The sequence below is a fragment of the Haloferula sp. BvORR071 genome (assembly GCF_000739615.1).
Classification (GTDB): Bacteria; Verrucomicrobiota; Verrucomicrobiia; order Verrucomicrobiales; family Akkermansiaceae; genus Haloferula.
Genome location: NZ_BATP01000062.1, coordinates 21,055 through 44,556, shown reverse-complemented (window position 1 = coordinate 44,556; position 23,502 = coordinate 21,055). Strand labels below are relative to the sequence as shown.

Here is a 23,502-nt window from a genome sequence, read left to right as displayed (position 1 = left end):
CCCACACTCCAACCAAGGACTCCCGCGACAGCCGGGCACAGACTTTAGCACAGAAAGCCGCGGAAACCGAGCCACCAGGCAACATCGCTCATAACTACTAAATTTATAGTAGTTACCTCCGCAACCCACGCAAGAGCTCCTCCGCCTCCTCCCTCGATCCAATTCTTACCACAGGAAAAGCCCTCCCACCCCCCTCCTCCATCAGGGCCCGGTACTTCTCCCGAGTCCTCCGGAAGCTCTTTAGCATCCACAGCAAAATCGACTTCTTGCTGAAGAACGCCTGCCAGAAAGACTCCCGGTTGCCCGTCCCCGTCCAGATCTCCTGGCCTCCTAGAGACCTTTTGATGACCCGCCCGAGGGACTGACTCGTCGTCCGCGCAAAGGAGTAGTCCAACCATACCACGCACTCCACCTCGGCCCATTTGATCGCCTGCGTGCGAGTATAGTTCCCATCGAGAACCCATTCCTGGCCCGAAACCGCCGCGGCAACTTTCGCAAGAAAGTCCTCCTCCGCCGGCTGCTGCCAGCCGGGCAGCCAAAACAGCGCGTCCATCTCAATGCAGGGCAGGCCGAGGATCTCCGCCAAGAGTCGGCTGAAGCTTGTCTTACCGCTGCCACTGGTCCCCACCACGTTGATCCGCCGGGCCCGCCGCAGGATCGCCGCGCTTTCCTCCAGATCCTGCTGTCGCCGCGCCCCCATCCTGAAACCCTAAGAGGCTCCTCAGCCTACCGGCGAGCCTCCTGAGCGTCCTCCTACGCTCCAAACAAAAGCGCGGCATGGAAACCCATGCCGCGCTCGTAAATTACATCCGGAGATTGCCCCCTTAGGCCGGAGCCCCGACCACCTCACCGGGCAGAGGGCCGCCGTCATCCGGCTTGTCCTCCGTCGGCTTGGCCACGGGCTTCTTGCGGAATTCCTCCGGCACCGGCGGCGGCTTGGGCGCGCTCGGCGGATTGCGCATTTCGCCGTGGTCGATGATGTCCTTCATGTGCGTGGCATCAAGGGTCTCGAACTCAAGCAGCGCATTGGCGATCAGCTCAATGGTGTGCTTGTTCTTGGTGAGCACCTCGGTGGCGTGATTGAAGGCCTCGTCGATGAAGCGCTTGATCTCGGCATCGATGACCCGGGCGGTGTCTTCGGAATAATTGCGGCTGCGGGACACGTCGCGGGCCAAGAAGACCGGGCTGTCGCCATCGCCATACTCGATCATGCCGAGCTTCTCGCTCATGCCCCATTCGCAGACCATGTGGCGAGCGAGCGAGGTGGCTTGGCGGATGTCGCCGGAGGCACCGTTCGAAACGTCATCGGTAATAAAGGACTCCGCAATCCGGCCGCCCATGGTCACCACCAGGTTGGCCAGCGCCTCCTTGCGCTGCGTGGAATACTTGTCGCCCTCCGGCAGATACATCGTCGCGCCGAGGTAAGGTCCGCGCGGAATGATCGTCACCTTGTGCAGCGGGTGCGTGTGCGGCAGCACCATGTTCAGGTAAGCGTGGCCGGCTTCGTGCCACGCCGTGCCGATACGCTCCTTGTCGGACATCGCCAGGCTGCGGCGCTCGCGGCCCCAGCGGACCTTGTCCCGGGCTTCTTCCATCTCTGCGATCGTCACGGCCGAAAGACCGCGCCGCGCCGCCAGAAGGGCCGCCTCGTTGATCAGGTTCGCCAGTTCGGCACCGGAGAAGCCGGGCGTGCCGCGGGCGATGACGCCGAGATCAGTGCCCGGGGCCAGTTTGATCTTCTTCACGTGAACCCGCAGGATCTCCTCGCGGCCATTCACGTCCGGCAGCGAGACAGTCACCTGACGGTCGAAACGGCCGGGGCGCAGCAGCGCCGGGTCAAGCACGTCCGGACGGTTGGTGGCGGCGATGATGATCACACCCTCCTGAGTGTCGAAGCCATCCATCTCCACCAGCAATTGGTTGAGGGTCTGCTCGCGCTCATCGTGGCCACCGCCCATGCCGTGACCGCGGTGACGGCCCACAGCGTCGATTTCATCGATGAAGATCAGGCAGGGCGCATGCTTCTTGCCCTGCTCGAACATGTCGCGGACGCGGGAAGCGCCCACGCCGACGAACATTTCGACGAAATCCGAACCGGAGATCGAGAAGAAGGGTACGTCCGCCTCGCCGGCGATCGCACGAGCCAGCAGGGTCTTGCCGGTGCCCGGAGGGCCAACCATCAGCACGCCCTTAGGAATCGAGCCACCGAGTTTCTGGAACTTGCGCGGATCGCGCAGGAAATCGACGATTTCCCAAAGCTCTTCCTTGGCCTCCTGAATGCCGGCTACATCCTTGAAGGTGACCTTGTTATGATCGCGCGTCAGCAGGCGCGCCTTCGACTTGCCGAAGGACATCGCCCCACGACCCGCTGCCTTCATTTGCTGGCGGAACAGGAAGAACAGCAGCAGCACGATCAGCAGCACTGGCAGGAAGGTGAAGATGGCGCTCTTCAGGAAGCCGTCGTCCACCTTCACGGAGCCTTGCTTAGCCAGCAGGTCACCCACCTTGTCTCCCAGCATCAGGACCGGAGCCGTGACCTCGAAATGGACCGGGGTGGCCTTATTTTCGGCAAATGCCTCGGGCTTAATCTCTTGGAGAGCCACCAAAGTACCGTTCTCGCCGTTGGTGGAATAGACGGTCAGCGAAGGGTCACCCTCGGGCACCTTCAATTCGCCCAGCGCGACCACGCGCTTGAAGTCGTCGCCCGAGAGATACTCTACCGGCGCCTGTTCAGGCCCGGGATTCGCCTGCTCGACGACTTCCGGAACCGGCTTGTCGAGAACCCGGAAGGAGCGGTCCTTGCCCAGCAAGGACGGAAGTTCCGCGATATTGACGTTGGCACGGATCTGGATCTTCGGGGTGCCCGGCTTCTCGTAGCCCTTACGCGGCGGCTTGGCGTGCATGTAGCCGTCGATCACCGCGTTGTACGGGCTGTCCTTGGTCGAAACCTTGAAGGGCAGCTTCGGATCGTCGAAGATGATGCTCTGCTGGTCCCAGTGCTTGCGGAACTCCGCGTAGGTCATTGCCTGCGCCGTGGGGCTCACCGCATTGCTGAAGAAAGCCAGACCGAGGATCAGGAATGCTGCACCGAGGAGGATGGCGAGACGCCAGTTGAATCCAGGCGGGTCATTGGGTCCACGCGAGCCGGGGCCCTGCTGCGGACGATTCTGGGATGGGTCAGACATGATTTGAGGTAGGAGCAGCTCCTGCCGGAACTCGCGGGGATCATAGCATCACCGGAAGGACATGCAAAGGGCGCGACAGGGTAGCTCTACTTATCCGAAAGAAAACCCAATTTTTTCCGGCGGCCTTGCCCCCCACCCGAGCCTTTGCCATGGATGGCCCGGATGGATCGAGATGCGCCGACCGACGACGCCCACGAATCGCGCAACGGGGCGGGTTCGTGGTGGCGGGCCTTGAGGACACGGCGGCGTGGCAGCTCGTCCGGCTCGCGGATCCTGGCGCTGCTGGTGGATGCCTTCGCCGGCTTCGCTACACTTGATGGCCGGATGGATGCCGAGGAGGCCGACCTGATCCTCGACCTGCTGCGCAGCGCCTTCCCGGAGGCCGACCACAGCTGGCTCGCCCGGCGGGTTCAAAAAGCGGTCCGCGACCAGAAGCCTCTCGCCCGCACTGCATTGGATCTCAGGGAGTTGCTGGACGACAGCCAGAAAATGGCGGTCGGCCTCCAGCTCTACACCCTGGTTGACGCCGTCGGCCGATCCGAACGCAGCCGGGCTTCCTTCGAGATCTTCCTGCGACGGCTCGGCCGTCCCGACCATGCGCGCCAGATCTTGGCGGAAATGAGCGGTGAGGCGGCGGACCATCCGGGCTTCGAGCGCCTGATTTTCGGGGCGGACGAGGAGGCCGAAGTCCGGCTCCCCGAGCAAGCCGCCGGACATGCCTTCCGGGTTTACCGCGCTTCGGACCTCCTGCTGGTCCGGAATACCGGCGAAAATCCCCTCTGGGTCCGCGGCCGATCCTTGGAAAGCGGCGCCTTCCTGCGGATGCGGGAACGCCAGCAACTGGTCGTCCCCGGCTGGACCCTGACCTGCGAGGACCTCGTTTTCTTCCTGAATGTGAAGCTCACCGGCAACCGTCCGGCGATCTTCCTCGCCCCCACCGACGAGGGTCTCACAAGCGAGCGTGCGCGCAGCCGCCAGAGCGCGGTGCGGATCCGCTTCGGTCTGGAGGCAGAGGTGGAGGCCCTGCGGCCCACCGAGATGGTCATGGAGGGCTACGGCCTGCTCAAGCCGGGCCGGCCGCTCTTCTGTAGCAACCACCAGCGGCTCTCCGACCCTTCCGGCTTCTCCACCACCGTGGATGCCCTGCGGCGGCGGAGGGTCGAGGCCGGTGGGCGCTTCCGTCTGGAGGCTGATCAGCGCGACTTCCGGGTTTCGAACGACCCTTCAGTGCTCGACCGCGGCGACCTGCTGCTGGCCCCCGGCATGGCCCCGCGGGTCGTCCTGCGGGTCCGCTTCGACTTGGAGCGGCGCACCGGGGATCTCTTCGTCCGCGAGGCGGAAGATACCGTGCTGGCTGACGGAGTCCCGGTGAAGACTTCCGCGCCGCTGCGGGAAGGCTCGGTCATCCGTCTCTCCCGCACTCAGGCCCTGCGCTGTCGCTTCAGCGAAGGCATCATCGATGAGGAGCGTAACCTGATCGAGTCCCTACGTGCGCAGGACATCATCCACGAGTTCGTGCCGGGCGTGCGCGCCCTGGACAACGTGAACTTCGAGATCGGGCGCGGCGAGATGCTTTGCATCATCGGCCCCAGCGGCAGCGGCAAGAGCACCCTGCTTTCCGTCCTCGCCGGGCAGATCGAGCCGAGCCGCGGCCGGGTGCGCCTGAACGAATCCTCGCTCTATCAGAACCGTCTCGAGCTGATCCGCTTCATCACCTACATGCCGCAGGAGGAGGCGCTCAATCCGCAGCTCACCGTGGTCGAGCACCTGCGCCACGCCACCACCATCCGCCGTCCCTTCCTCTCCGCGGAGGAAGTCGAGCGCCGCGCCCACGGGATCATGGCGGAGCTTGGCCTGCAGGCCATCGCACGCCGCCGGGTCGGTTCTCCCGGCGAAAAAACCCTGAGCGGTGGTGAGCGCAGCCGCCTGAATCTCGGCTTGGATCTCGGCAGCCCGGCGGAAGTCTTCCTTTTCGACGAACCGATCTCCGGACTCTCCTCGAAGGACTCCGAGCACGTCGCGGAAACCCTGCGTTCCCTCGCCCGCGACAAGATCGTAATCGCCTCCCTGCACCGCCCCGGCGCGAAGGTGATGGGACTCTTCGACAAGGTCCTCCTGTTAGACAACGGCGGCAAGCTGGCCTTTTACGGCACCCCGCAGGCGATGATCGCCTACTTCCGCGAGCGCGCGGAGGAACTTGGGATCTCCCACCCTTCGGTCGCGGAAAATGCCCCGCTCGGCGCGGACTTCGTCTTCGATGTGTTAGAAACACCGCTGGCCCAGATCGGCGGCGGCCAGAACCCTACCGCCGCACGGCGCTTCCCGCCGAACTATTGGCAAGAGCGCTTCGAGAGCGAGTCGCTGGTCAACTCGCTCGGTGAAGTGGCCCCACCCTCGCGGATGGAGCGGCTGGCGAATTCACCCGTGCCCTCGATGCGCGGCAAGGCTGGTGTCGCGCACGGGATCAAGCGCTCCTTCGCGGTCTTCTCCACGCAGTTCCTGCGCTCCTTCCTCTCGAAGTTCCGCAATCGCGGCACCCTCTACTCCACGCTGCTGGAAGCGCCCCTGCTGGCCTTGCTCATCGGCATCACCCTGCGTTCATCGAAGGAAGGTCCCTACGCCTTCCCCACCGCGCTGCATCTCCCCGCCTATCTCTTCCTGTCCGCGACGGTGGCGATGTTCCTCGGCCTGACCAACTCGGCCACCGAGATCCTGCGCGACCGGCCGATCCTGCGGCGCGAGCGGAATTGCCGGCCGAACCCCGTGCTCTACGTCGCCGCCAAGTTCAGCGCCCTGGGAGTCGTCGCCGCGGCGCAATGCCTCGCCTACACCGCCATCGGCCACTGGATCCTGGAGATCCGCGGTACTATCCCGAGCCAGTGGATGTGGATGACCCTAACCGCTTGCACCGGCACGGGCCTCGCCTTGCTGGTATCCTCGCTGGTCAAGACCGAGCGTGCAGCATTGACCGCGGTGCCCCTGCTGCTGGTGCCACAGATGTTGCTGGCCGGAGCCCTCGTGCCCTTCCGCGAAATGAACCGCGGGCTCTTCGAGAACAGCGAGCTTGAGCGCGAGCGCGGCGGCACCCCGGTGCCATCCCGCTTCATGCCCTTGCGGCACGCTTATGAAGCGATGGTAGTCACCCAGGCCACGCGCAATCCTTACGAAATCGAGCGCATGCGCATCCAACGCCGCATCGATGGGATCAAGGAGATGGAGCATACCCTCCAGCCGGCGGTGGAAGAGCGCCTGCAACTGATGCTCGAGGCTCTGCTCAAGCTCGGGGCAGCCGAGGCGACGAATGCGCCTGATGCCCGCGAGCTTGCAGAACGGATCACCGACCTCGCCCGGGGTGGAACGCGCTTGGAAGTGGAATCCATCAAGGTCCAAAGCACGGACCCGAAAGCGCGGCCTCTCTCGGAGTTCTTCGTCAACGACCGCATCGATCTATTGATTCGTGAGGCGGAAACCTTCCGTCTCGACTACCGCAATGCCGAGAAGCCGCGGCTCATCTTCCTCGGACTGAAGAAGCCCTTCGGGGACGATTGGATGGACACGCTCGACTACGACGCACTGATCCTGCTCTTCGTGATGGCCAGCTGCGCGGTTTCGACTGCGGCGGTGCTGGGAATTCAGAACCGGAGGACGAGGTAGCCAAGCGGCCCACACCGGCCATCACTGGGTGCGCCGACTTTAGTCGGCACGAGTGGTGCGGGCTGGTACTGGCCTCGAAATTCGATGTCCGAAATTCAAACGCTGCTTCAGGCCGACTGAAGTCGGAGCCCCCAGTGAGAGACCTCAAGGTGTCACCAAGATCCGATAGAATCGTCCCGCCCGATGGGCTCCCCCGCTATCCGTGACCTGCATGATGCTGCCGGTACCGGTGAGATTGCTTGCTACCGACAGCCAAGCACCCGCCGCGAGACTGTCCGAATACTCCACCGTGTAGTGCCGCCCCGCCACCGAGGCGAAGCTCAGGGTGATGTCGTTCTGCCCGCTCTCCACCGCTGAGAGCGCCAGCGTGCTGCTTCGATCCGTGGGATTCGTTCCGGACACATACTCGTTGGCATTGCTCCAGCCATCGCCATCCGGATCCGCAGCATCGGCGGCGTTGCCGCTGTTCTCGGTCGTGCCGAAGTAGTTCTGTCGCCACGCTTCCTCCGGGGTCAGCGCCGAATTCGGTGCCGCATTCTGTTCCGTCGACTTCGCGCTTTCCGCGACGCCCTTGAGCGCTGTGACGACGTAGTAGTAGGTCGTGCCCGTCGCGACCGCGCTGTCGTTGTAGCTGGTAGCGGTGACATTCGCGGCAAGGGTCAGATAAGGCCCGCCGGGGCTGGTGGCACGCTTGACCCGATAACCTGTCGCATTGGCAATCGTCCCCCATGTCAGAGCCACATTGCCCGAACCCGGAGTGGCATTGAAGCCCGCCGGTGGGTTCGGTGGACTGGCGAGTTCGGCCACTTCCGAGGCACTGAGGGCGCGATTGCGGATCTGGAATTCATCGACCAAGCCGCCGAAATAAGGGTCGGGAAACTGCGAGCGCCCCAAGTAATTCTGAGTGGTGACGCCCAAGCTGGAGGGCTTCAGACTCAGCGAGCCATTGCCGCCGACCACCGCACCGTTCAGATAGAAAGTGCCCGTATCGCCGGAGATCGTGATGGCGATGTGGGTCCATGCATTCAGCGGCAGAGCCATCGAGCTTTCGATCACCTGCTCACCGATGATCGGGGTGCGGATCGCGAAGCGCGGCTTGCCCGTCGGCGACTTCGGCGTGAGGAACATGTAGTTCGTGGTGCCAGTCCCGATATCAAAAATACGCGACCAAGTGGTTGTCGTGGTAGCCCGCACCCATCCGGAGATCGTGCAATCGTTCACGCCGCTCACCACTCCAGAAGGCAGGGTGACGTGGTCATCGGTTCCATCGAGGTTGATCGCGCGGTCAAGACGGCCGGCGGTTCGTGTCGAGCCATTGACCATCGTCCCGTTGAGAGCATTGCCGGAATCGTCCACGACGGCGGTTCCGGAGAGTTCATCCATCTTCAGCGAGAGCACGGTCTGCGGAGCGGTCGGCTGTGCACTCGTCTGGCTGGAATCGGCACTCTCCGCCCCGGTCGCGCCGAGCGCGGAGACGACGTAGTAGTAGGTCGATCCAGGAGCTGCGGTGCTATCCGCGAAAGTGGTGGTGGCGACATTACCCAGAAGCGCGAATGGGCCACTGCTGGAAGCACCACGTTTCACGTTGTAGCTGCTGGCCCCGGCGGAGGCGGCCCAAGACAGCTTCACCTGGCTGGTGACTTCGTAAGGATAGAGGTAAGCCGGCGGCTCGGGCGCAAGGGTCGCGGAGGCGGATGGAGTGGCGGAAGCCGATGCGGAATCGGGACTGTCCCCCGCCCCGTTCACCGCTACGACCACGTAGTAGTAAGCGCTGCCATTGCTCAAGCCAAGATCGCTGTAGCCGGCGGCATTCACCGTCGCGACGAGATTGAAGGGACCACCGCTGCCGCTGGCACGTTTCACCTTGTAAGAAGTCGCGCCGAGTGACGGCGACCAATTCAAGAAATTCCGTGCGTCTCCGGGCCGGGCTACCAAGGACACCGGCACAGAAGGAGCGGTGACACTGCGGAGCTTGCCCAAGTCCGCCGCGCTCAGCGCCCGGCTATAGATGCGGAACTCATCGATTCGGCCGTTGAAATAAGGGTCCGCAAACTGCGAGCGACCAATCCAGTTCTGCGTGGTGACGCCGAGGCTGGAGGGGCGCAGGGTCATCGCGTTGTTCGTCGCGGCGACCACCCCGTTGATGTAGAGCGTGGCGTTGTTGCCAGATAGCGTGACCGCGACGTGCGACCAGGTATTCGGCGGCAGGACCGCGGCACTGGTGAGCTGCTGCTCATTCACGGCGGCCGTGCGGATCGCGAAACGGACCCCAGCACCATTCGAGGGTGCAAGGAACATGTAGTTCGTCGTGCCGGTTCCGAAGTCCCACGCACGGGCCCAGTTGCTATTCGCATCCGGATTGATCCAGGCGGCGATGGTGAAATCATTCAGGCCGCTGACGATGCCAGATGGCAGCGCCACGTAGTCATCGGTGCCGTCGAGGTCCACCGCGTTGGCGGCATTGCCAGCGCCCCACACGGCACCGTTGAGCAGCGTGCCATTCCTGCCGAAGCCACTGGCATCCGCTGCAAGCGTGCCCGCGTTCTCATCGAAGGGCAAGTAGGCAAGCAGCTCCGCATCCGTGGCGACAGAAACTTGCGCCGAGTTGGTTCCAGCCCCCGCCGCATTGCTTGCAGCAACCACATAGTGATAAACCACACCGCTGCTGACATTCGTATCCGCATAGCTGGTTCCGGCCAAGGTGAGAAGAGTAGCGTAAGGACCGCCGGGCGTGAGCGAACGCTTCACCGTGTAGGAAGCCGCTCCGGAGACAGCGGCCCAGCTCAGGTTGATCTGACCGGCAGTGGTGGTGGCAGCCAGCACCGGCGCGGGCGGCGGCTGCGGCGTGGTCGAACCGTAGATCTGGGCATCGTAGATGCTCGGATAGCTCGACGAACCACCGGTGATGTAGATGCGCACCCAGCGCGCGACTCCGGAGAAGCTGTCTGAGGTCGTGTAGGCTTGGGTATTGTCAGTGCGGTCGGCCAAGGTGAAGTAATTCACGCCATCGGTGCTGCCTTCCACGCGATACTTGTAAGAACGCCCGTCGTCATCGAACCACGAGATCACTGCCTTGTTCACCTGCTTGGCCGCACCGAGATCGACCTGCCACCAGCCCGGATAGCCGGATGAATTCGAACACCAGCGGGTGTAAACTGGATCCACGTTGTTGGCATTCACCGCCAGATTGCCGTCCTGCTCGCCGTTGGCATTGCAGGGGCGGAACATCGAGAGATTCCGCATCGGCTGTGCCTCGTTGTAGACACGACATTCCATGAAGGCGGCGTAGCCCGCGCTGGAGCCGGTGACCTTCACTCTCACGAAGCGCGCACTGACCCCGACGAGGCTGTCCACGGTGGTGCCAGTGACATTGTTGCCCGTGCGGTCCGCGGCTACGTTCCAGTTCGCATCGTCATTGCTGACCTCGATCTGATATTGGTAGGTGCGCGCATCGTTCGGATACCAATCCACTTCCACCTTGGTGATGGGTTGCACAGTCCCGGTATCAACGCGCCACCACTGCGGGAAGGAACCGCTGGAAGCAGTCCAGCGATCACCGGCCACGCCATTGTTGCCCTTGAAATCGTAGTTGTTGTCTTGGGTGGAACTGGAAGCGACCGGACGGCCTTGCGAGACCACGCCTTCCTCTGGTGCAAGCTGCACAAGTTGGTGCAGGATGGTCCACTGCTGGTTCCAACTGAAATTGTTGGCGGCATTCCATTGCCCGATGCCCGCGCCATCCTCCGTCGCGCCCTGGCCATCGAGGCCCTTGCCATTCGCTTTGTTGACGATCTTGAAGAAGAAAGAGTCGGTCTGGATGATCTGCCAGAGCTGGGAATCCGTGGGCGCGCCAGCCAGCGCCGTCAGTCCGACCGCCGCGCCATCGGCAGTCGTCCCCAGCGAGTCGAGATACTTGCCACTCGCGACATTCTGCAGCGTGAAGTAGCTCGTGCCGCCGATCAGGGCGATGTTCCAGAGTTGGCCGCCGTTATAGTTGGCATTCTCGTTCTGGCGGACTTGCGCGCCATCAGCCGTGGCACCGAGGTTATCGAGCACCTTCACCGAAACGCGGTTGCGCAGGCGGTAGGTGCCGGAGGCGATGCCGATGGTCTGGTCACCGCCAGAGAGATTCATGTCGCGGCGATAAGCGCCGATGATGCCGACCATCTGGGGCGCCTGCACCCCCTCGCTGTCGTAGTTCGCCCCCTGCGGCCCGTAGTGCACGCCATAGGTGAACTGCCGCTCGCCGGGACCATCATAGGCACTGCGGAGGTTGAAAACGTAGGTTCCGTTCCAGATTGAGAAGCGCTGGTGCAAGTCCCACTGGCCCACTGTGCCGGTGCCCATCCAGTGGCTGGATTCGTGCATCGCCGTGCGGTAGTTACCCTGCCCGCCGAAGCGGATTTGCCCCATGTAGCCCGAGTCCGCCGTCGGCGTGCCGGAGCCGTATACGACCGGAATGTTATAACCGTAATTCGAGTAGGTGTTCCAGGTGTTGATGCAATCGTTCATCGGCCCCGGGCCCCATGGACCGGCATCCCCGCTCCAGGTCATGGCGGCGGGAGCAGTGGCCAAGCTGCCGCACAGGCCCAGCAGGAGCGCGGCAATGCGACGGCAGAAAATCTTGCGATACGGACGAGGACGAAGCGGGGGCGTGGGCATCATGGGTTGTCGGGTCCTTGGGAAACTCCGGCACTTGAACCGCGGAATAAGCACACTTCCGAAGAGCTCCCGGCGCTTGAACGTGGTTCAACGCGGGAGCTGCTCGAAAAATGTTAGTCCGCGCAAAAAGCGTGCATGCACGGCTTGGGTTAGGAGCCGTGCTGAATATGCCAGCCCCTCGCTAGTAAGACTCCGCAGGCCGCTGGTATTATTTCACCAGACAAGAAACGATACCTCTACCCCACTCCGCATTATGCGGGCATCAGCTTTGCCTGACTTGGGATCTTTGCGCCCTGACAGATCAGTCTCAAGCCGGCCCTGAATCCCTAGGCTTCGCCGCCTGCCGCAAGGCCGCCGCGATCTCCGCAACCGCCGATGCCGTCAGCGGACGTGGCATGACCGTGCCGAGCACCAGACAGCCGAAAGGCGTCTCCACCGGCACCACTTCGAGCACCGCATTTGAACCAATCTTGACGTGGACATTGCCCGCCTGCCCGGCGACCGGGCGATAGGCTTGAGCGAGGCTGCGAGCCAAGAAATGGAGTTTCCCGAAGGCGGGGTCCTCCATCACCGGCTTGCCCTCGCGATCGAGGATGAAGACGCCTTGCGCACCGGTGTGGCGGATCAGCGCATCACGAAAACGGGCGAGCCGTTCCAGCAAGGGCCCACGACGTTCTTGGACCGGCGTGGGCGCAGGCGATGGCGTCGGCGTGGGCACTGGCTCAGCCACAGCTTCAGGTGGAGGCACAGGTGAAGCAGGAGCTGGTACTGACTCGACCTCGGGAGCGAGTTGCGGCACCGGTGGCGGAGCTGGCGCTGAAGGCTCTTCCGTTGGGATGACGCTTTGCATCGGAGCCACCGCGGGCGTGGCCGGCTCAGGCGGAGCGAGAGGAGCAGCCGCCGAGGCTTGAGTCGCCGCGGCAAAGGGTGTCGCGGGACGAGGCTCCACGGCAAAGCCCTCGAAATCCCGGCCGAAGCCAGCGTCTGGCTCGGCGTTTACGACCGACCCGCGCGGGTCGGCCAGCAGGCTTTCCGCCATCCGCCGCACGGCGGAGGCATCGATCCATGGTTCAAGCGGGTCCATGGGAGCGGGGCTGGGGCAAGTGACCGGCTCGCTCGAGTTTCGCCTCGATCTCGGAGCGCAGGGCATCAAACACCGCGAGGGCGCCGGCACCATCTTCCAACACGCCGACTGGCAAGCCGCGGGCACTGGCCCGAACAAAAAGCGGATCGCGCGGGATCATGGTGCGAAGCACCAAGTCGGGAGGCAGGATCTGGCGCAGGGCGGCCACCGACTCACGGCTCTCGGCCATGTCGTTCTGGACCATGGTCATCAGCACCCCGAGCACCAGCAGCCGCGGATGGATCACGCGCAGGCGGTTGAGGCCTTCCAGCATCTTCGGCACCGAGCGGATCCCCAACGGCTCCGCCTGCTGGGGGACGAGGACGGCGTCACAGGAAGCGATGATGTCCGCGGTCAGCCCGAAAAGTCCGGCCGGGGTGTCCATCAGGCAGAGGTCGAAACCGCGGGCCTCGACCGCGCGCAGGAAGCTGCGGACCCGGGCGAGATTCGCTCCGGTCGGCGAGCCGCCCACCTCGTAGTCGCTGGCCTGACCGCTGGCGACCAGCGAGAAGGTCTCCAAACGCGTGGGCACGAGGATCCGGTCCAGCGGAATCCCGGGGTCCGCGAGATAGTCGTAGAAGCCCGAGAGCATGCGCGACTGGCGGGTCAGGGAGAGGCCGACCGAGCCCTGAGGATCGGCATCCACCAGCAGGGTGCGGAGCCCGGCCCTGGCAAAGGCATGGGCCATGTTGATTGAGGCCGTGGTCTTGCCCACCCCTCCCTTTTGACTGGAAACCGCTATACTGATCACGCTGGTAAGCCTCTGGAAATCGCTGCCGCAGCGTAGCTTCGGCTTGTAAGCACGAAAGCCTTTTCTGCATGGTGCGCGCGCCCCGCCCGGTGCTTCACCCCATGTTCAAATCAGGAATCCGTGCCTGCTTGCTGGTCTCCCTCGCGCTGCTTCCTGCCTGCCGCAAGAATCTTGCGCAAAGCGACCGCACGACCAATCCGCCCCCGCTGATCCCCGCTTTGGTGGAGAACCGCTTGGGTGACGCTCCCGCCGGCCTGCTGGGCTCCCGCGCGGCCTCCCCGGTGCATTGGCAGCCATGGGATCCTGCGATTTTGGCCCACGCCGCCGAGGCAAACCGCCTGATCTTTGTCTTCATCGGCTCAGCCCGCTATCCAAGCACCGTCGAGTCGCTGAACCTGATCGACAAGGACGCGGCGCTGGTCGCGCGCTTGAACTCTGAGTTCGTGCCGGTGCTGGTGGACATTGACCTCTGTCCCGAGGCTGGCCTGGCAGCCGGTGTACTTAGCCAGGAAATCCGCACCGGGGTCTCCTTCCCTTTCCTGCTCTTCCTCTCGCCTGAAGGCAACGAGGTGACTTGGCGGACGATTACCGGCAGTTCCGAGACCGGTGGAATCCGCGAATCGCTCTCTGGAGCGATGGATGTGGTGGCCAAAATGTGGGCCGACTCCCCGGATTACGTCATCAAGAACAGCCGCGTCGATCACCAGGCGCGGGTCGAAAGGCTCCTGCATTCGGACCCGAGCCCGGCGGATGCCGCCGATCGCGACCAGCAGCTGACCCGGGCGATCCGCCAGTTGGTCAGCCTCTATGACGAGGACACCAGCAGCATGTCCGGTGCTGGTGGCTTGCTGCCGCTTGGGATCGTCCAGACCCTGGCTTCCGCCGCACTCGATCCCGCGACCGCGCCGGACCTCGCCAAGCGCTGTCGCACCATCGTTTCGGAGCTTGGCACCTCGCTCTGGTCCAGCGCCATCGTCGATCCGCTGGACGGCGGCGTCTACCCCAGCCGCTTCGGCCCGAGCTGGGACCTGCCGATGATTTACCGGAACTGCGCCACCCAAGCCCGGGTTGCCCGCGCCTTGGCGACCGTTTACCGGGCTACCGGGGACCAGCGCCCGCTGCAGGTGGCCTTGGGGGCGGTCAAATTCGCAGAGGAGCGCTACGCCAGCCAAGACGGGCTGTTCGCGGCCCAGCGCTTGCCGGGGACACTCTCGTTGAAGGACTGGCTATGGACCCAAGAACAGGTCGAGAAGGCCCTGTCGCCCCAAGAAGCGGCCCTGTGGAAGGCCCTCTGTGGCATCAATAGCATGGGCAACCTGGCGATGGAGTCGGACCCGCTACGCGAGTATTTCCGTCTCAATTCCTTGGCTTCGAAGTCCACGCTACCGGATGCGGCCAAGAAGCTCGGCCTGAGCACCCCGGATGCCACGGCGCTCTACGAGTCCGGCCGCAAGAAGTTGCTGGAGGCGCGAACCGCCCGCCAACCGGATCGCCAGCCCAATCCAGCGGCTTCAGCGAGTGCCAGTTTCCGGATGGTATCCGCCTACGCCGCGCTCTTCACCGCCACCGCCGACCCGGCGTGGCGAACCAAGGCGCTGGCCTTGGCCGAGCGGACCCGTAAGACGTTTGGGGAAGGCACCTTGCTGAAGGAGGCAAATCCCGGAAAGCCGGCGGAAACCTGCGAGGCGCGGGCCTTCACCCACGCCCTCGCGATCCAAGCCGCGCTCGATCTGGCGGAAATCACGCTCGATGAGAACTGGCGGATCTGGGCAGGCGACCTCAGCACCAGCGTGGCGGAAGCTTTCGTCGACAACGACGGGCGGCTGCGGGAAGCCCGTCAGGCGGTTTCTCCGCTGAGCACGCCCTTTGAGGACCGCATGATGCTCTTCGACGACTCCACCGCGGGGCTGATGCGGATGAACTTGGCGCGCTTGCAGGCGCTTGGCCAGAGCCCGCCGCCCGCGCTTGTCCCTTGGCTGACCTCCCTGCCACCCTTCGCGGAGGCCCCGGTGGTCTTCACGGATTCAATCCTGGCCGCATCTTTCGCGCGCTCACGTGTCATCGTCGAATTGCCCGAAAACGCCTCGCCAGAGTGGCGGGAAGCCGCCTGCAAGCTGCCCTTGGACCGCATCGGACGCCGCCTCGGCAAGGTCACCGCTCCGAAGCTTCTGAGGCCGGATGGCAGCCAGACCGAGCTGGAAAATCCGGCCGCTTTGGAGGCCCTCGCACGCCCCGTGGTGCCCTGACACGATTTTTCCTCTCGCGTCGGGCGGATCCCTTGGAATTGTCTCGGGAAATGAAAACCCGCCACCTGCTGCCGCTCGTCTCCCTGCTACTCGCCGCGTCCGCTCCGGCCGATACCTTTGAATTGAAGGACGGCTCGAAGATCGAGGGCACGATCGTGAAGGAGGACGGCTCCGATTACATCATCGCGGTCCAAGTGACCAAGTCGATCAAGGACGAGCGCCGCATCCCCAAGGCGGATGTGGTGAGGCAATTCGCGGAACAGAAGGACGAGACCGCCTTCGCCGAGCTCGCGAAGATCTTGCCGACCCCGGATTTGCAGAGCGAGGAAGCCTACCAGGCGCAGAGTGCCAAGGCGGCTACCTTTCTCAAGACCCACAAGGACTCTGCGCGGAAGAAGGAAGTTCAGAAGATCTACGACACGCTTGAGAGCGAGCTCGCCGTGGTGAAGGCCGGCGGCGTGAAGTTCGGCGGCAAGATGATCTCCGCGGAGGAGCGGGCCCCGAAGGCCTATGGCTTGGACGCGAGCATCGTGGCCAGCAACATGAAAAAGGCTGCTGATCGCAACGATCTGATCTCCGCGCTGCGCGAATGGTCCAAGCTCGAGAAGTCCTTCCCGGGCAGCAAGGCCTACAAGGAAAACGTCCCCTATGCGGCGTCCCTGATGAAGACCCAGCTCGCCAACGTGACCACCAGCATCAACGCTTATCCGGCTCTCGTCGAGAAGCGCAAGAGCGGTCTCTCGCGGATGTCCGCATCGGACCGTGTCCGGAGCGAAGAGGCCATCGCCGAGGAAGCCGCAGCCTACACCGCCCGCGTCGAACGCGAGAAGGCGGACGGCGTCAAGTGGCTGAGCCTCGATCCCTATTTCAAGCCGCAACTGGATGATGCCAAGCGCAACCTCGACACCGAGAGCCGCCGCTTGAGCACCTTGGACACCAGCACCATGCCGAAGACTGAAGAGGCTTACGAGGACGCCTATCAGGCGATCACGAAGGAAGGCGCGACCAAGCAAGAAGTCGATGCCGCCATCTCGAAGGTCCGCGGCGTGAGCATGCCCGAAGCCTACCTCCAGATCCTGACCAAGGCGACGCCGGCAGCCCCGGCCAAGTAACTTTTCCCGACTGAACGATATTCCATGTCCGCCCGCACTTCCCACCGCACCCGCCACACTGCCGAAACCAAGATCGAGCTTTCGATCGATCTGGACGGTTCCGGTGAATCGAAAATCGCCACGGGCATCGGGTTCTTCGATCACATGCTGACGCTCTTCGCGCGGCATGGCCTGTTCGATTTGAATGTCGATGCCAAGGGTGATCTGGAAGTGGACTTCCACCACACCGTGGAAGACACCGGCATCGTCATCGGCGAGGCGATGAAGGAAGCCTTGGGGACCAAGGAAGGCATCAAGCGCTACGGCAGCTTCTATCTGCCGATGGATGAAACGCTGGCACGAGTGGTCGTGGATCTGAGCAATCGCCCGCACCTTGAGTTCCGGGCGGCTCCGAACACGCCTTCCGCACCGAACTTCCCCTTCACCCTGGTGGAGGAGTTCTGCCGTGCGCTCGCATCCAACCTGCGCGCGAACATCCACGTGGAGTTGCTCTACGGCCGCGACGGTCACCACATCGCGGAAGCGATCTTCAAGGGCCTCGCCCGCGCCCTGCGGGAAGCCTGTGAAAAGGATCCACGGGTGAAGGGAATTCCAAGCACCAAGGAGGCATTGTGATTGGCATCATCGATTACGGAGCGGGCAACCTGCGCAGCGTGGCAAATGCCGTGCATGCACTGGGGATTGAGCCACGCCTGATCTCGAAGTCCGCGGATCTCGCCGGCGTGGATCATCTGGTCCTGCCTGGCGTCGGCGCCTTCGGCGATTGCATGGGTGAACTGGGGAAGCGCGACTTGATCGAGCCACTGCGCGACTGGGTGCGCGCGGGCAAGCCCTACTTCGGCATTTGCTTGGGCTATCAGATCCTCTTTGAAGGCAGCGAGGAAGAGAATGGCATCGAGGGCCTCGGCGTGCTGCCGGGCCGCGTCAAGCGCTTCACCGAGGACGGCCGCAAGATCCCGCACATGGGCTGGAACTCGGCCATCCCGCAGAACCCCGCCGACCCGATGTGGGATGGCTTGGGAGCCGCGCCTTACTTCTACTTCGTCCACTCCTACTTCCCGGTCCCTGCGGATCCGGGCGTGGTGGCGATGCGGACGGAATACGGCGAAAACTTCGCCAGCGCGGTTCGCACGGACTCGATCGTGGCAACGCAGTTCCACCCGGAGAAGAGCCAACAGGCAGGCTTACGCCTGCTGGGGAATTTCCTCGGGGCTGGGGTCGCGGTAGCTTGAGCCCGTTTTCCCCGCCCTATCTGAGGCTTGTCTAACGGCAAGCTTCTAGGTTAAATGTCCGGTGTAATGAAATACCGGCCGTCGAAGCGTGTCACCCGGGCAATGCTCTGCATGGTGCCCCTCGGGGTAGCGCTTTATTGCGCGCTGACGCCTGAGCCTGGCAATGGCGGAAGCCCACTGGTGCGAGGTGAAGTCGTGTTTCGTAGCGAGCGCCCGCCGCGAGTGAGCAAGGAGACAGTAGCCAGCCAAGTGACGACGCCGCGCCACTCCTCGCGGAGCGTCTGGGACTGGGCGACGGAATGGCTGGACGGGCAGTTCGAGAACCTGATGACCTGGGAGCGCAATCCATGGAAGCGGAGCGAGCGACTCACTTTCGGCAGTCATTACTTCAAGCTCAAGGCATCGAAGGATCCGGCCGACCAGGCCAAGGTGAAGGAGATCAAGCGGCTGGGTGAGGAGTTATTCAAGCGGGTGCTCGCCCGCTATCCGGAATTGGCGGTGGCCGATAGAAAGGTGTCCACGGAGCGCAACGGCTTCCTCCGCTGGTTGGAGTTCTCCGAGCGTTTCAAGGCGGATCCCAAGACCGGCAAGGCAGCCTTCGAAGTTCCGGAAGACATTAGGAAGCACTTGGCCGGTGAGAAGCCTTGGGATGCCGCTGCTGTCCGCGCTTGGCTTGAGCACGAGCGAGCGAATCTGGATGAAATCCGCGCCATCGGCCTAATGCCGGACCAATCGGTTACCGGCATCGACATCGAGCGCTGGTCCTTCATCGGGGCACAACTGGGGAAGAGCGCGACGGAGATCCTGCTGCTGGATGCCCGTCTGGCCGCAGAGGAGGGCGATGCCGCGCGAGCCTTGGAATCGATCCGCGCGGCAAATGGCCTGGCGGATCGTTTCGGCAAGGTGGAGACCCCTTCCCTGCTGGCGATCACAGTCGAAATCCTCATCCGCCTTGAGACCCAGGCTTACGCACTCAAAGAGGTGATGCCGTCGATCCCCACGGGACAACTCGATGTCCAGGCTTGGCAAGAAGCCTTGAACCCGACCGTCGCGCCGCCCGCTGAATTCGCGCGAATCATGGCCGGCGAATTCCACGTGGGTTCACGCGAATTCCTGATGCCGATGCTCGCGGATGCGGAAGACCCGAAATACCCGGTCGATCCGGATGCGTTGATCGATGTGCAAGCGAGCTACTTCTCCCAATACCAGGATCTTTTCGCGGGCACCTCTCCCGCAGATTGGACCAAGACGAAGTTCCCCGGAATTCCGGACATGGATCACCTCTCCCGCTCCAGCCGGGAGCTCATCGAGATCCTCTTTGTCGGGGCCAACGCATGGAGCAATGGCTTCCAGCGGGCGCAGTCCACCACCGCGATGACCCAAGCCGCCTTCGCCATCATGCAGGGGCAGCCGATCCCGAACGACCCCGTCTATGGGCTTCCCTACGGGTGGAATCCGTCCACCCGCACGCTCACGCCTCCGGAAAGCCCCGAATTCGAGAAGATGAAGCTCAAGCCGATCGTGGTGCCGCGGCCCTGATAGATCGTCGGCAGCCGCCTTCCCTGAGGGCGCGCAAATTCCTCGCATGCGCAGGGGCCCGGGCTTAGGCAAGTCCCTGTGCGGCACGTCGCGGTCATCGTCGAAACTTCCACCCAATACGGGCGCAACCTGATCCGGGGCATTGCCCGCTTCGGGCGCCTGCACGATTGGCAGATCCACTTCGAGTACCGCGGCAAGACGGCCGCCGAGCCGGATTGGCTGGCGGACTTCAAGGGCGACGGCGTGATCACCACCAGCCCGGACCAGAAACACTCCCTGGCGCTGCGCAAGCAGGGCATGCCGGTGCTCGACTTGCAGGGCACCTTGATCGATCCCGCCGGCGAGCACCTGCTGGTGGACAGTGATCACCGCGCGGTGGGTCGGCTCGCCGCGGAGCACTTTGTCGAGAAGGGCCACCGCCATTTCGCCTTCCTCGGCTACAGCGACCACAGCGTCTCCCGCGAGCGTGAGATCGGCTTCACGGAGGCACTCGCCGCCCGCGGCCATACACCCCTCTGCCACCACACCCCGGAGCGCAAGGCCCGCACCTTCGAGACCCTGCACCGGGGCGATGAGGCCTTCATCGCATCCCTGCCGAAACCCTGTGCACTCTTCTGCTGCTGGGATGAAGTCGCTTTCCGCGCCGTGCAGTCGGCGATCGAACGCGGCATCGCCGTGCCCGAAGATCTGGCCGTGCTGGGCGTGGACAATGATCCAGTTTTCTCCAGCACCTCGCGGATCCCGCTTTCCAGCATCGACCCCGATATCGTGCGGATGGGCTTTCTAACAGCTTCGTGGCTCGCGGAGCTGATGGAGGGCAAGGCTCTCAAGCAAATCAAGCTGGAGCGCCTGGTGCCGCCGAAAGGCTTGGTAATCCGGCAATCCACCGCGCTTGACGCGATCGACGACCCGGTTGTTAGACGCTTCCTGGAGCTGCTGCGGCAGCAAAAGCCCGGCATGCTCAGCATTGAGGAACTGTCGCGCGACTGCCACGTTTCGCGCCGTCTGTTAGAGCAGCGCGTGAAGTCGGCCACCGGCAAGACACCACGGCAGTTGCTGAGCCAAACCCTAGTCGATGGGATCCAGCGCTTCCTTTCGCAAACCGATTATACCTTGGCCCACATCGCGGAGCTGCTCGGCTTTGAGCACGCGGAGCGACTTAGTCATCTTTTTCGCAGACAGACCGGAATGACGCCCGGGGAATACCGTAAATCCACGGGAACCTAGCGTTCCGGCAGGTTCGCAAAATCGCAAGGCGGGTTCCCGTCTTCATAATGCAAGGCAAGCGGTCTCGGGTTACTTTCACGTCACCCGTTGGGAGCGTCCCTCCCGAAACACACACCAAAAAGACCTCGAACCTACTACAGCCATGTCCGTTCCTTCTGCCATCTCCTTTCCTGTGAACACTGGTTCCACGCAGCAAAACGGCGCTCGCCGCTAAGCTCGCCGATCACTTTCCAAGCGCCGCCCCTCCTGTCCGAGGGTCGGCGCTTTTTTGTGTCCACGGCTTCAAAACGAAGACAATAATATCCATATAGAGGTGCGCATATTCACACAGGAAACGATTGAAAGAGTCTCGTGATGCCAGTGCGTCTCAGCGCTCCGCCACTTCGTATTTCCGCCGTTCGACCTCCTTGCCCTTGTAGGAGAGCTTGAGTTCGACCGCTGAGACCGCACTTGCCGACTTCACCTCGAGCATGGGTGCGCCGTCGTTGCCAAAGTCCTCCTGGGCGGTCCACCACATGGCGGAGGTGGTATTCTCCTCCCCGAACTTGTTCCCCTCCGAGTCGAGTAGCTCGACATTGACCTCGTAGTCCTCTGGAGCGATCTCCTCCTGCTTATCCTGCCGGAAGCCGACACGCAGGGTAGTACGGGCAGCGTTCGACTTCAGAAAGCTCAGGAAGAGCGGCGATTCGCCGGCAGCCGGCGCTCCATCCGACTGCGGGACTTCTTTCGCCACCGACCAATCCTTTTGTGCCGCGGTGCGCCTCCGGTCTTCGCTGCGGGCCGGAGCCGCGTCCGGTTCCAGCGATAACGAGGCGCGGCTCCCCGCGGCTCCTGCATTCCCGCTGACGGAGCGGGGATCCGTAGCAGGAGCTCGCTTCATGAACAGGCCGACACCGAGAACCAGCAGCAGCGCGCCCAGACCGAAGTGAATTTTGCGATTCCCCGACATTGCACGATCCAAGCAGCGCTGGAGCTTGGCGGGCAATCTCTAAACCTGTCCCCGGAACTCCGGAAGAGCACGGTTTTCCAAGCAAAGCCGCCATTCAGCGGCGCTCTTGGCATCGACAAGTCAATCCCTCCCCCTAGCCTTCTATCAATATGCGCCCGACCCTGCTTCTCCTCGCCCTGCTCACCAGCCTTGCCACCGCCCAGGAAAAACCCGCGCCGCCGGACAAGAAGCCGGACGGGCAGGAGGAAAAGAAGGACAAGGACAAGGGCAAGGACGACAAGTCCACCGAGCCGGTCACCACCGAAGGCAGCGTGAAGATCGGCGGGCAGGACATCAAATACACGGTCACCACCGCCAAGCTGACCCTCAAGAAGGACGACGGCTCGCCACGAGCCTCGGTCTTCCACGTTAGCTACCTCAAGAAAGACGCAGGCGACCTGAGCAAGCGGCCGGTCCTTTTCGCTTTCAACGGTGGCCCCGGCTCCTCGGCGGTGTGGCTGCACCTCGGCACCCTCGGCCCGAAGCGGGTGGTGCTGCCCGGTGATGGCACCACGGCCCCGGTCCCGCCAGCTCGCCTGGCCAACAATGAATTTTCAATCCTCGACGTTGCGGACCTCGTCTTCGTCGATCCCGTGACCACCGGCTACAGCCGGGTGGAAAAGGACGGCAAGCCGGAGGAATTCCACGGTGTGGAAGGCGATGTGGAATCGATGAGCGACTTCATCCGCCGCTGGGTCACGGAGAACAAGCGCTGGGGCTCGCCCAAGTTCCTGCTCGGCGAGTCCTACGGTGGCATCCGCGTGGCCGGTCTGGCGGAGAATTTGCAGAGCCGCTTCGGCATGTCGCTCAATGGCGTGGTGTTCCTGTCCTCGGTGGTGGATTTCAGGACCCTCAGCCCGTCGCAAGGCAATGACCTCGCCTATCAGGTCTACCTGCCGAACTACACCGCCATCGCTCACTTCCACGGCAAGCTGAAGGGCGACCGCGACGCGCTGGTGAAGGAGTCCCGCGAATTTGCGTGGGGCGAATACGGCGTGGCTCTCGATGCCGGCAGCAAGCTGGACCCAGCCAAGAAGCAAGCGCTGGCCGACAAGCTCTCCGCCCTGACCTCTCTGCCCGCGCAGCTTTTCATGGAGTCGAACCTGCGGGTGGATCCCTCGCGCTTCCGCGGGGAGCTATTGCACAAGGAAGGCAAGGTGCTGGGGCGCTTTGATGCCCGCGTGGCATGGACTTCCAGCGATCTCTCGATGCCGGTCCCGGATTACGATCCCTCCTTCTCGCTGGCGCTGGGTGCCTACTCCACCAGCATGCTCAGCTACTTGAATGAGCTCGGCTGGAAAGAGGATTCCCCCTACGAGATTCTGACCGGCAAGGTGCAACCCTGGAACATGGGCGGCCGGGGCAACGGCTACACCAACATGGCTGACCGGATCGCCTCCGCACTACGCGATAATCCGCACCTGAAGGTTCTGGTGATGGGCGGCCATGCCGACCTCGCCACCCCGCCCGATGGGATTGCCTACACCTTCAGCCACATCTTCGACCTTCCCGAGAGCACCCGGAAGAACATCCACTTCACCGACTACGAAGCGGGCCACATGTTCTACCTGAACCCGCCCGACCTCGCGAAGGGCCGCAAGGACTTGGTGGAATTCCTGACCGCTCCGAGCGAGGGTTGAGAGGAGGCGATGGAATACATCCCGTTCATCGCGGAAGCCACTTTGGATGAATGAGTTTCATTGCATGATGCGATGAATGCGACTCATCGGAATGGTGCGGATTTCGCACCATTCTAACAAGCCCATCGGCCCGGATTGGCAGG

Annotated in this window: 14 protein-coding genes; 8 read left to right on the top strand and 6 right to left on the bottom strand. The window is 63.3% G+C overall.

Going from position 1 to position 23,502, the window contains the following annotated elements:
• Window positions 1-112: 112 nt before the first annotated feature.
• Together BV071_RS32125 and ftsH are read right to left on the bottom strand one after the other, a co-directional pair.
• Entirely contained in the window at window positions 113-586 is a 474-nt protein-coding gene (locus BV071_RS32125; RefSeq protein WP_265595157.1) for an adenylate kinase, read from the bottom strand.
• 238 nt (window positions 587-824) lie between these two features.
• Window positions 825-3,185: an ATP-dependent zinc metalloprotease FtsH gene (gene ftsH, locus BV071_RS32120; RefSeq protein WP_035616435.1), complete on the bottom strand. Its 2,361-nt coding sequence runs from the start codon at window positions 3,183-3,185 to the stop codon at window positions 825-827.
• A 162-nt stretch (window positions 3,186-3,347) separates the two neighbouring features.
• Here ftsH and BV071_RS32115 point away from each other — a divergent pair, with 162 nt between their 5' ends.
• On the top strand, window positions 3,348-6,839 hold the full coding sequence (locus tag BV071_RS32115) for an ATP-binding cassette domain-containing protein (protein ID WP_265595156.1): 3,492 nt from the start codon (window positions 3,348-3,350) through the stop codon (window positions 6,837-6,839).
• Window positions 6,840-6,983: 144 nt separating this feature from the next.
• Here the strand turns inward: BV071_RS32115 and BV071_RS34090 are convergent, their stop codons facing one another.
• The 3 genes from BV071_RS34090 to BV071_RS32095 all read right to left on the bottom strand — a co-directional run bounded on the left by BV071_RS34090 (window position 6,984) and on the right by BV071_RS32095 (window position 13,375).
• The gene (locus BV071_RS34090) at window positions 6,984-11,504 is read right to left on the bottom strand and encodes a LamG-like jellyroll fold domain-containing protein (RefSeq protein WP_081886383.1); all 4,521 of its coding nucleotides are present in this window, start codon (window positions 11,502-11,504) and stop codon (window positions 6,984-6,986) included.
• Between the two features lie 304 nt (window positions 11,505-11,808).
• Window positions 11,809-12,585: a hypothetical protein gene (locus BV071_RS32100; protein ID WP_035616429.1), complete on the bottom strand. Its 777-nt coding sequence runs from the start codon at window positions 12,583-12,585 to the stop codon at window positions 11,809-11,811.
• Window positions 12,572-13,375, bottom strand: coding sequence for a ParA family protein (locus BV071_RS32095; RefSeq protein ID WP_075091073.1), 804 nt, complete (start codon window positions 13,373-13,375; stop codon window positions 12,572-12,574). The genes BV071_RS32100 and BV071_RS32095 overlap by 14 nt, the downstream gene beginning before the upstream one ends.
• A 101-nt stretch (window positions 13,376-13,476) precedes the next feature.
• Between BV071_RS32095 and BV071_RS32090 the strand changes: the two genes are divergently transcribed.
• The 6 genes from BV071_RS32090 (at window position 13,477) to BV071_RS32065 (ending at window position 20,731) form a co-directional block, all read left to right on the top strand.
• Window positions 13,477-15,621, top strand: coding sequence for a DUF255 domain-containing protein (locus BV071_RS32090; RefSeq protein WP_265595155.1), 2,145 nt, complete (start codon window positions 13,477-13,479; stop codon window positions 15,619-15,621).
• A 50-nt stretch (window positions 15,622-15,671) separates the two neighbouring features.
• A complete protein-coding gene (locus BV071_RS32085) occupies window positions 15,672-16,733 on the top strand; it encodes a PTPDL family protein (RefSeq protein WP_035616426.1) in 1,062 nt (353 codons plus the stop codon).
• A 24-nt stretch (window positions 16,734-16,757) separates the two neighbouring features.
• Window positions 16,758-17,348 carry an imidazoleglycerol-phosphate dehydratase HisB gene (gene hisB, locus BV071_RS32080; protein ID WP_035616424.1) on the top strand — a complete coding sequence of 197 codons (591 nt, stop codon included), beginning with the start codon at window positions 16,758-16,760 and terminating at the stop codon, window positions 17,346-17,348.
• Window positions 17,345-17,965: an imidazole glycerol phosphate synthase subunit HisH gene (gene hisH / locus BV071_RS32075; protein ID WP_265595154.1), complete on the top strand. Its 621-nt coding sequence runs from the start codon at window positions 17,345-17,347 to the stop codon at window positions 17,963-17,965. The genes hisB and hisH overlap by 4 nt, the downstream gene beginning before the upstream one ends.
• A 66-nt stretch (window positions 17,966-18,031) precedes the next feature.
• Entirely contained in the window at window positions 18,032-19,504 is a 1,473-nt protein-coding gene (locus BV071_RS32070) for a hypothetical protein (protein WP_265595153.1), read from the top strand.
• 78 nt (window positions 19,505-19,582) lie between these two features.
• Window positions 19,583-20,731, top strand: a complete 1,149-nt coding sequence (locus BV071_RS32065) for a XylR family transcriptional regulator (protein ID WP_035616416.1) — start codon at window positions 19,583-19,585, stop codon at window positions 20,729-20,731.
• Between the two features lie 367 nt (window positions 20,732-21,098).
• Here the strand turns inward: BV071_RS32065 and BV071_RS32060 are convergent, their stop codons facing one another.
• Complete coding sequence (locus BV071_RS32060) at window positions 21,099-21,680, bottom strand: hypothetical protein (RefSeq protein WP_035616414.1); 582 nt, start codon at window positions 21,678-21,680, stop codon at window positions 21,099-21,101.
• A 149-nt stretch (window positions 21,681-21,829) separates the two neighbouring features.
• On the opposite strand from BV071_RS32060, the gene BV071_RS32055 reads away from it, so the two are divergent.
• Window positions 21,830-23,359 carry a hypothetical protein gene (locus tag BV071_RS32055; RefSeq protein WP_035616412.1) on the top strand — a complete coding sequence of 510 codons (1,530 nt, stop codon included), beginning with the start codon at window positions 21,830-21,832 and terminating at the stop codon, window positions 23,357-23,359.
• Window positions 23,360-23,502 lie beyond the last annotated feature (143 nt).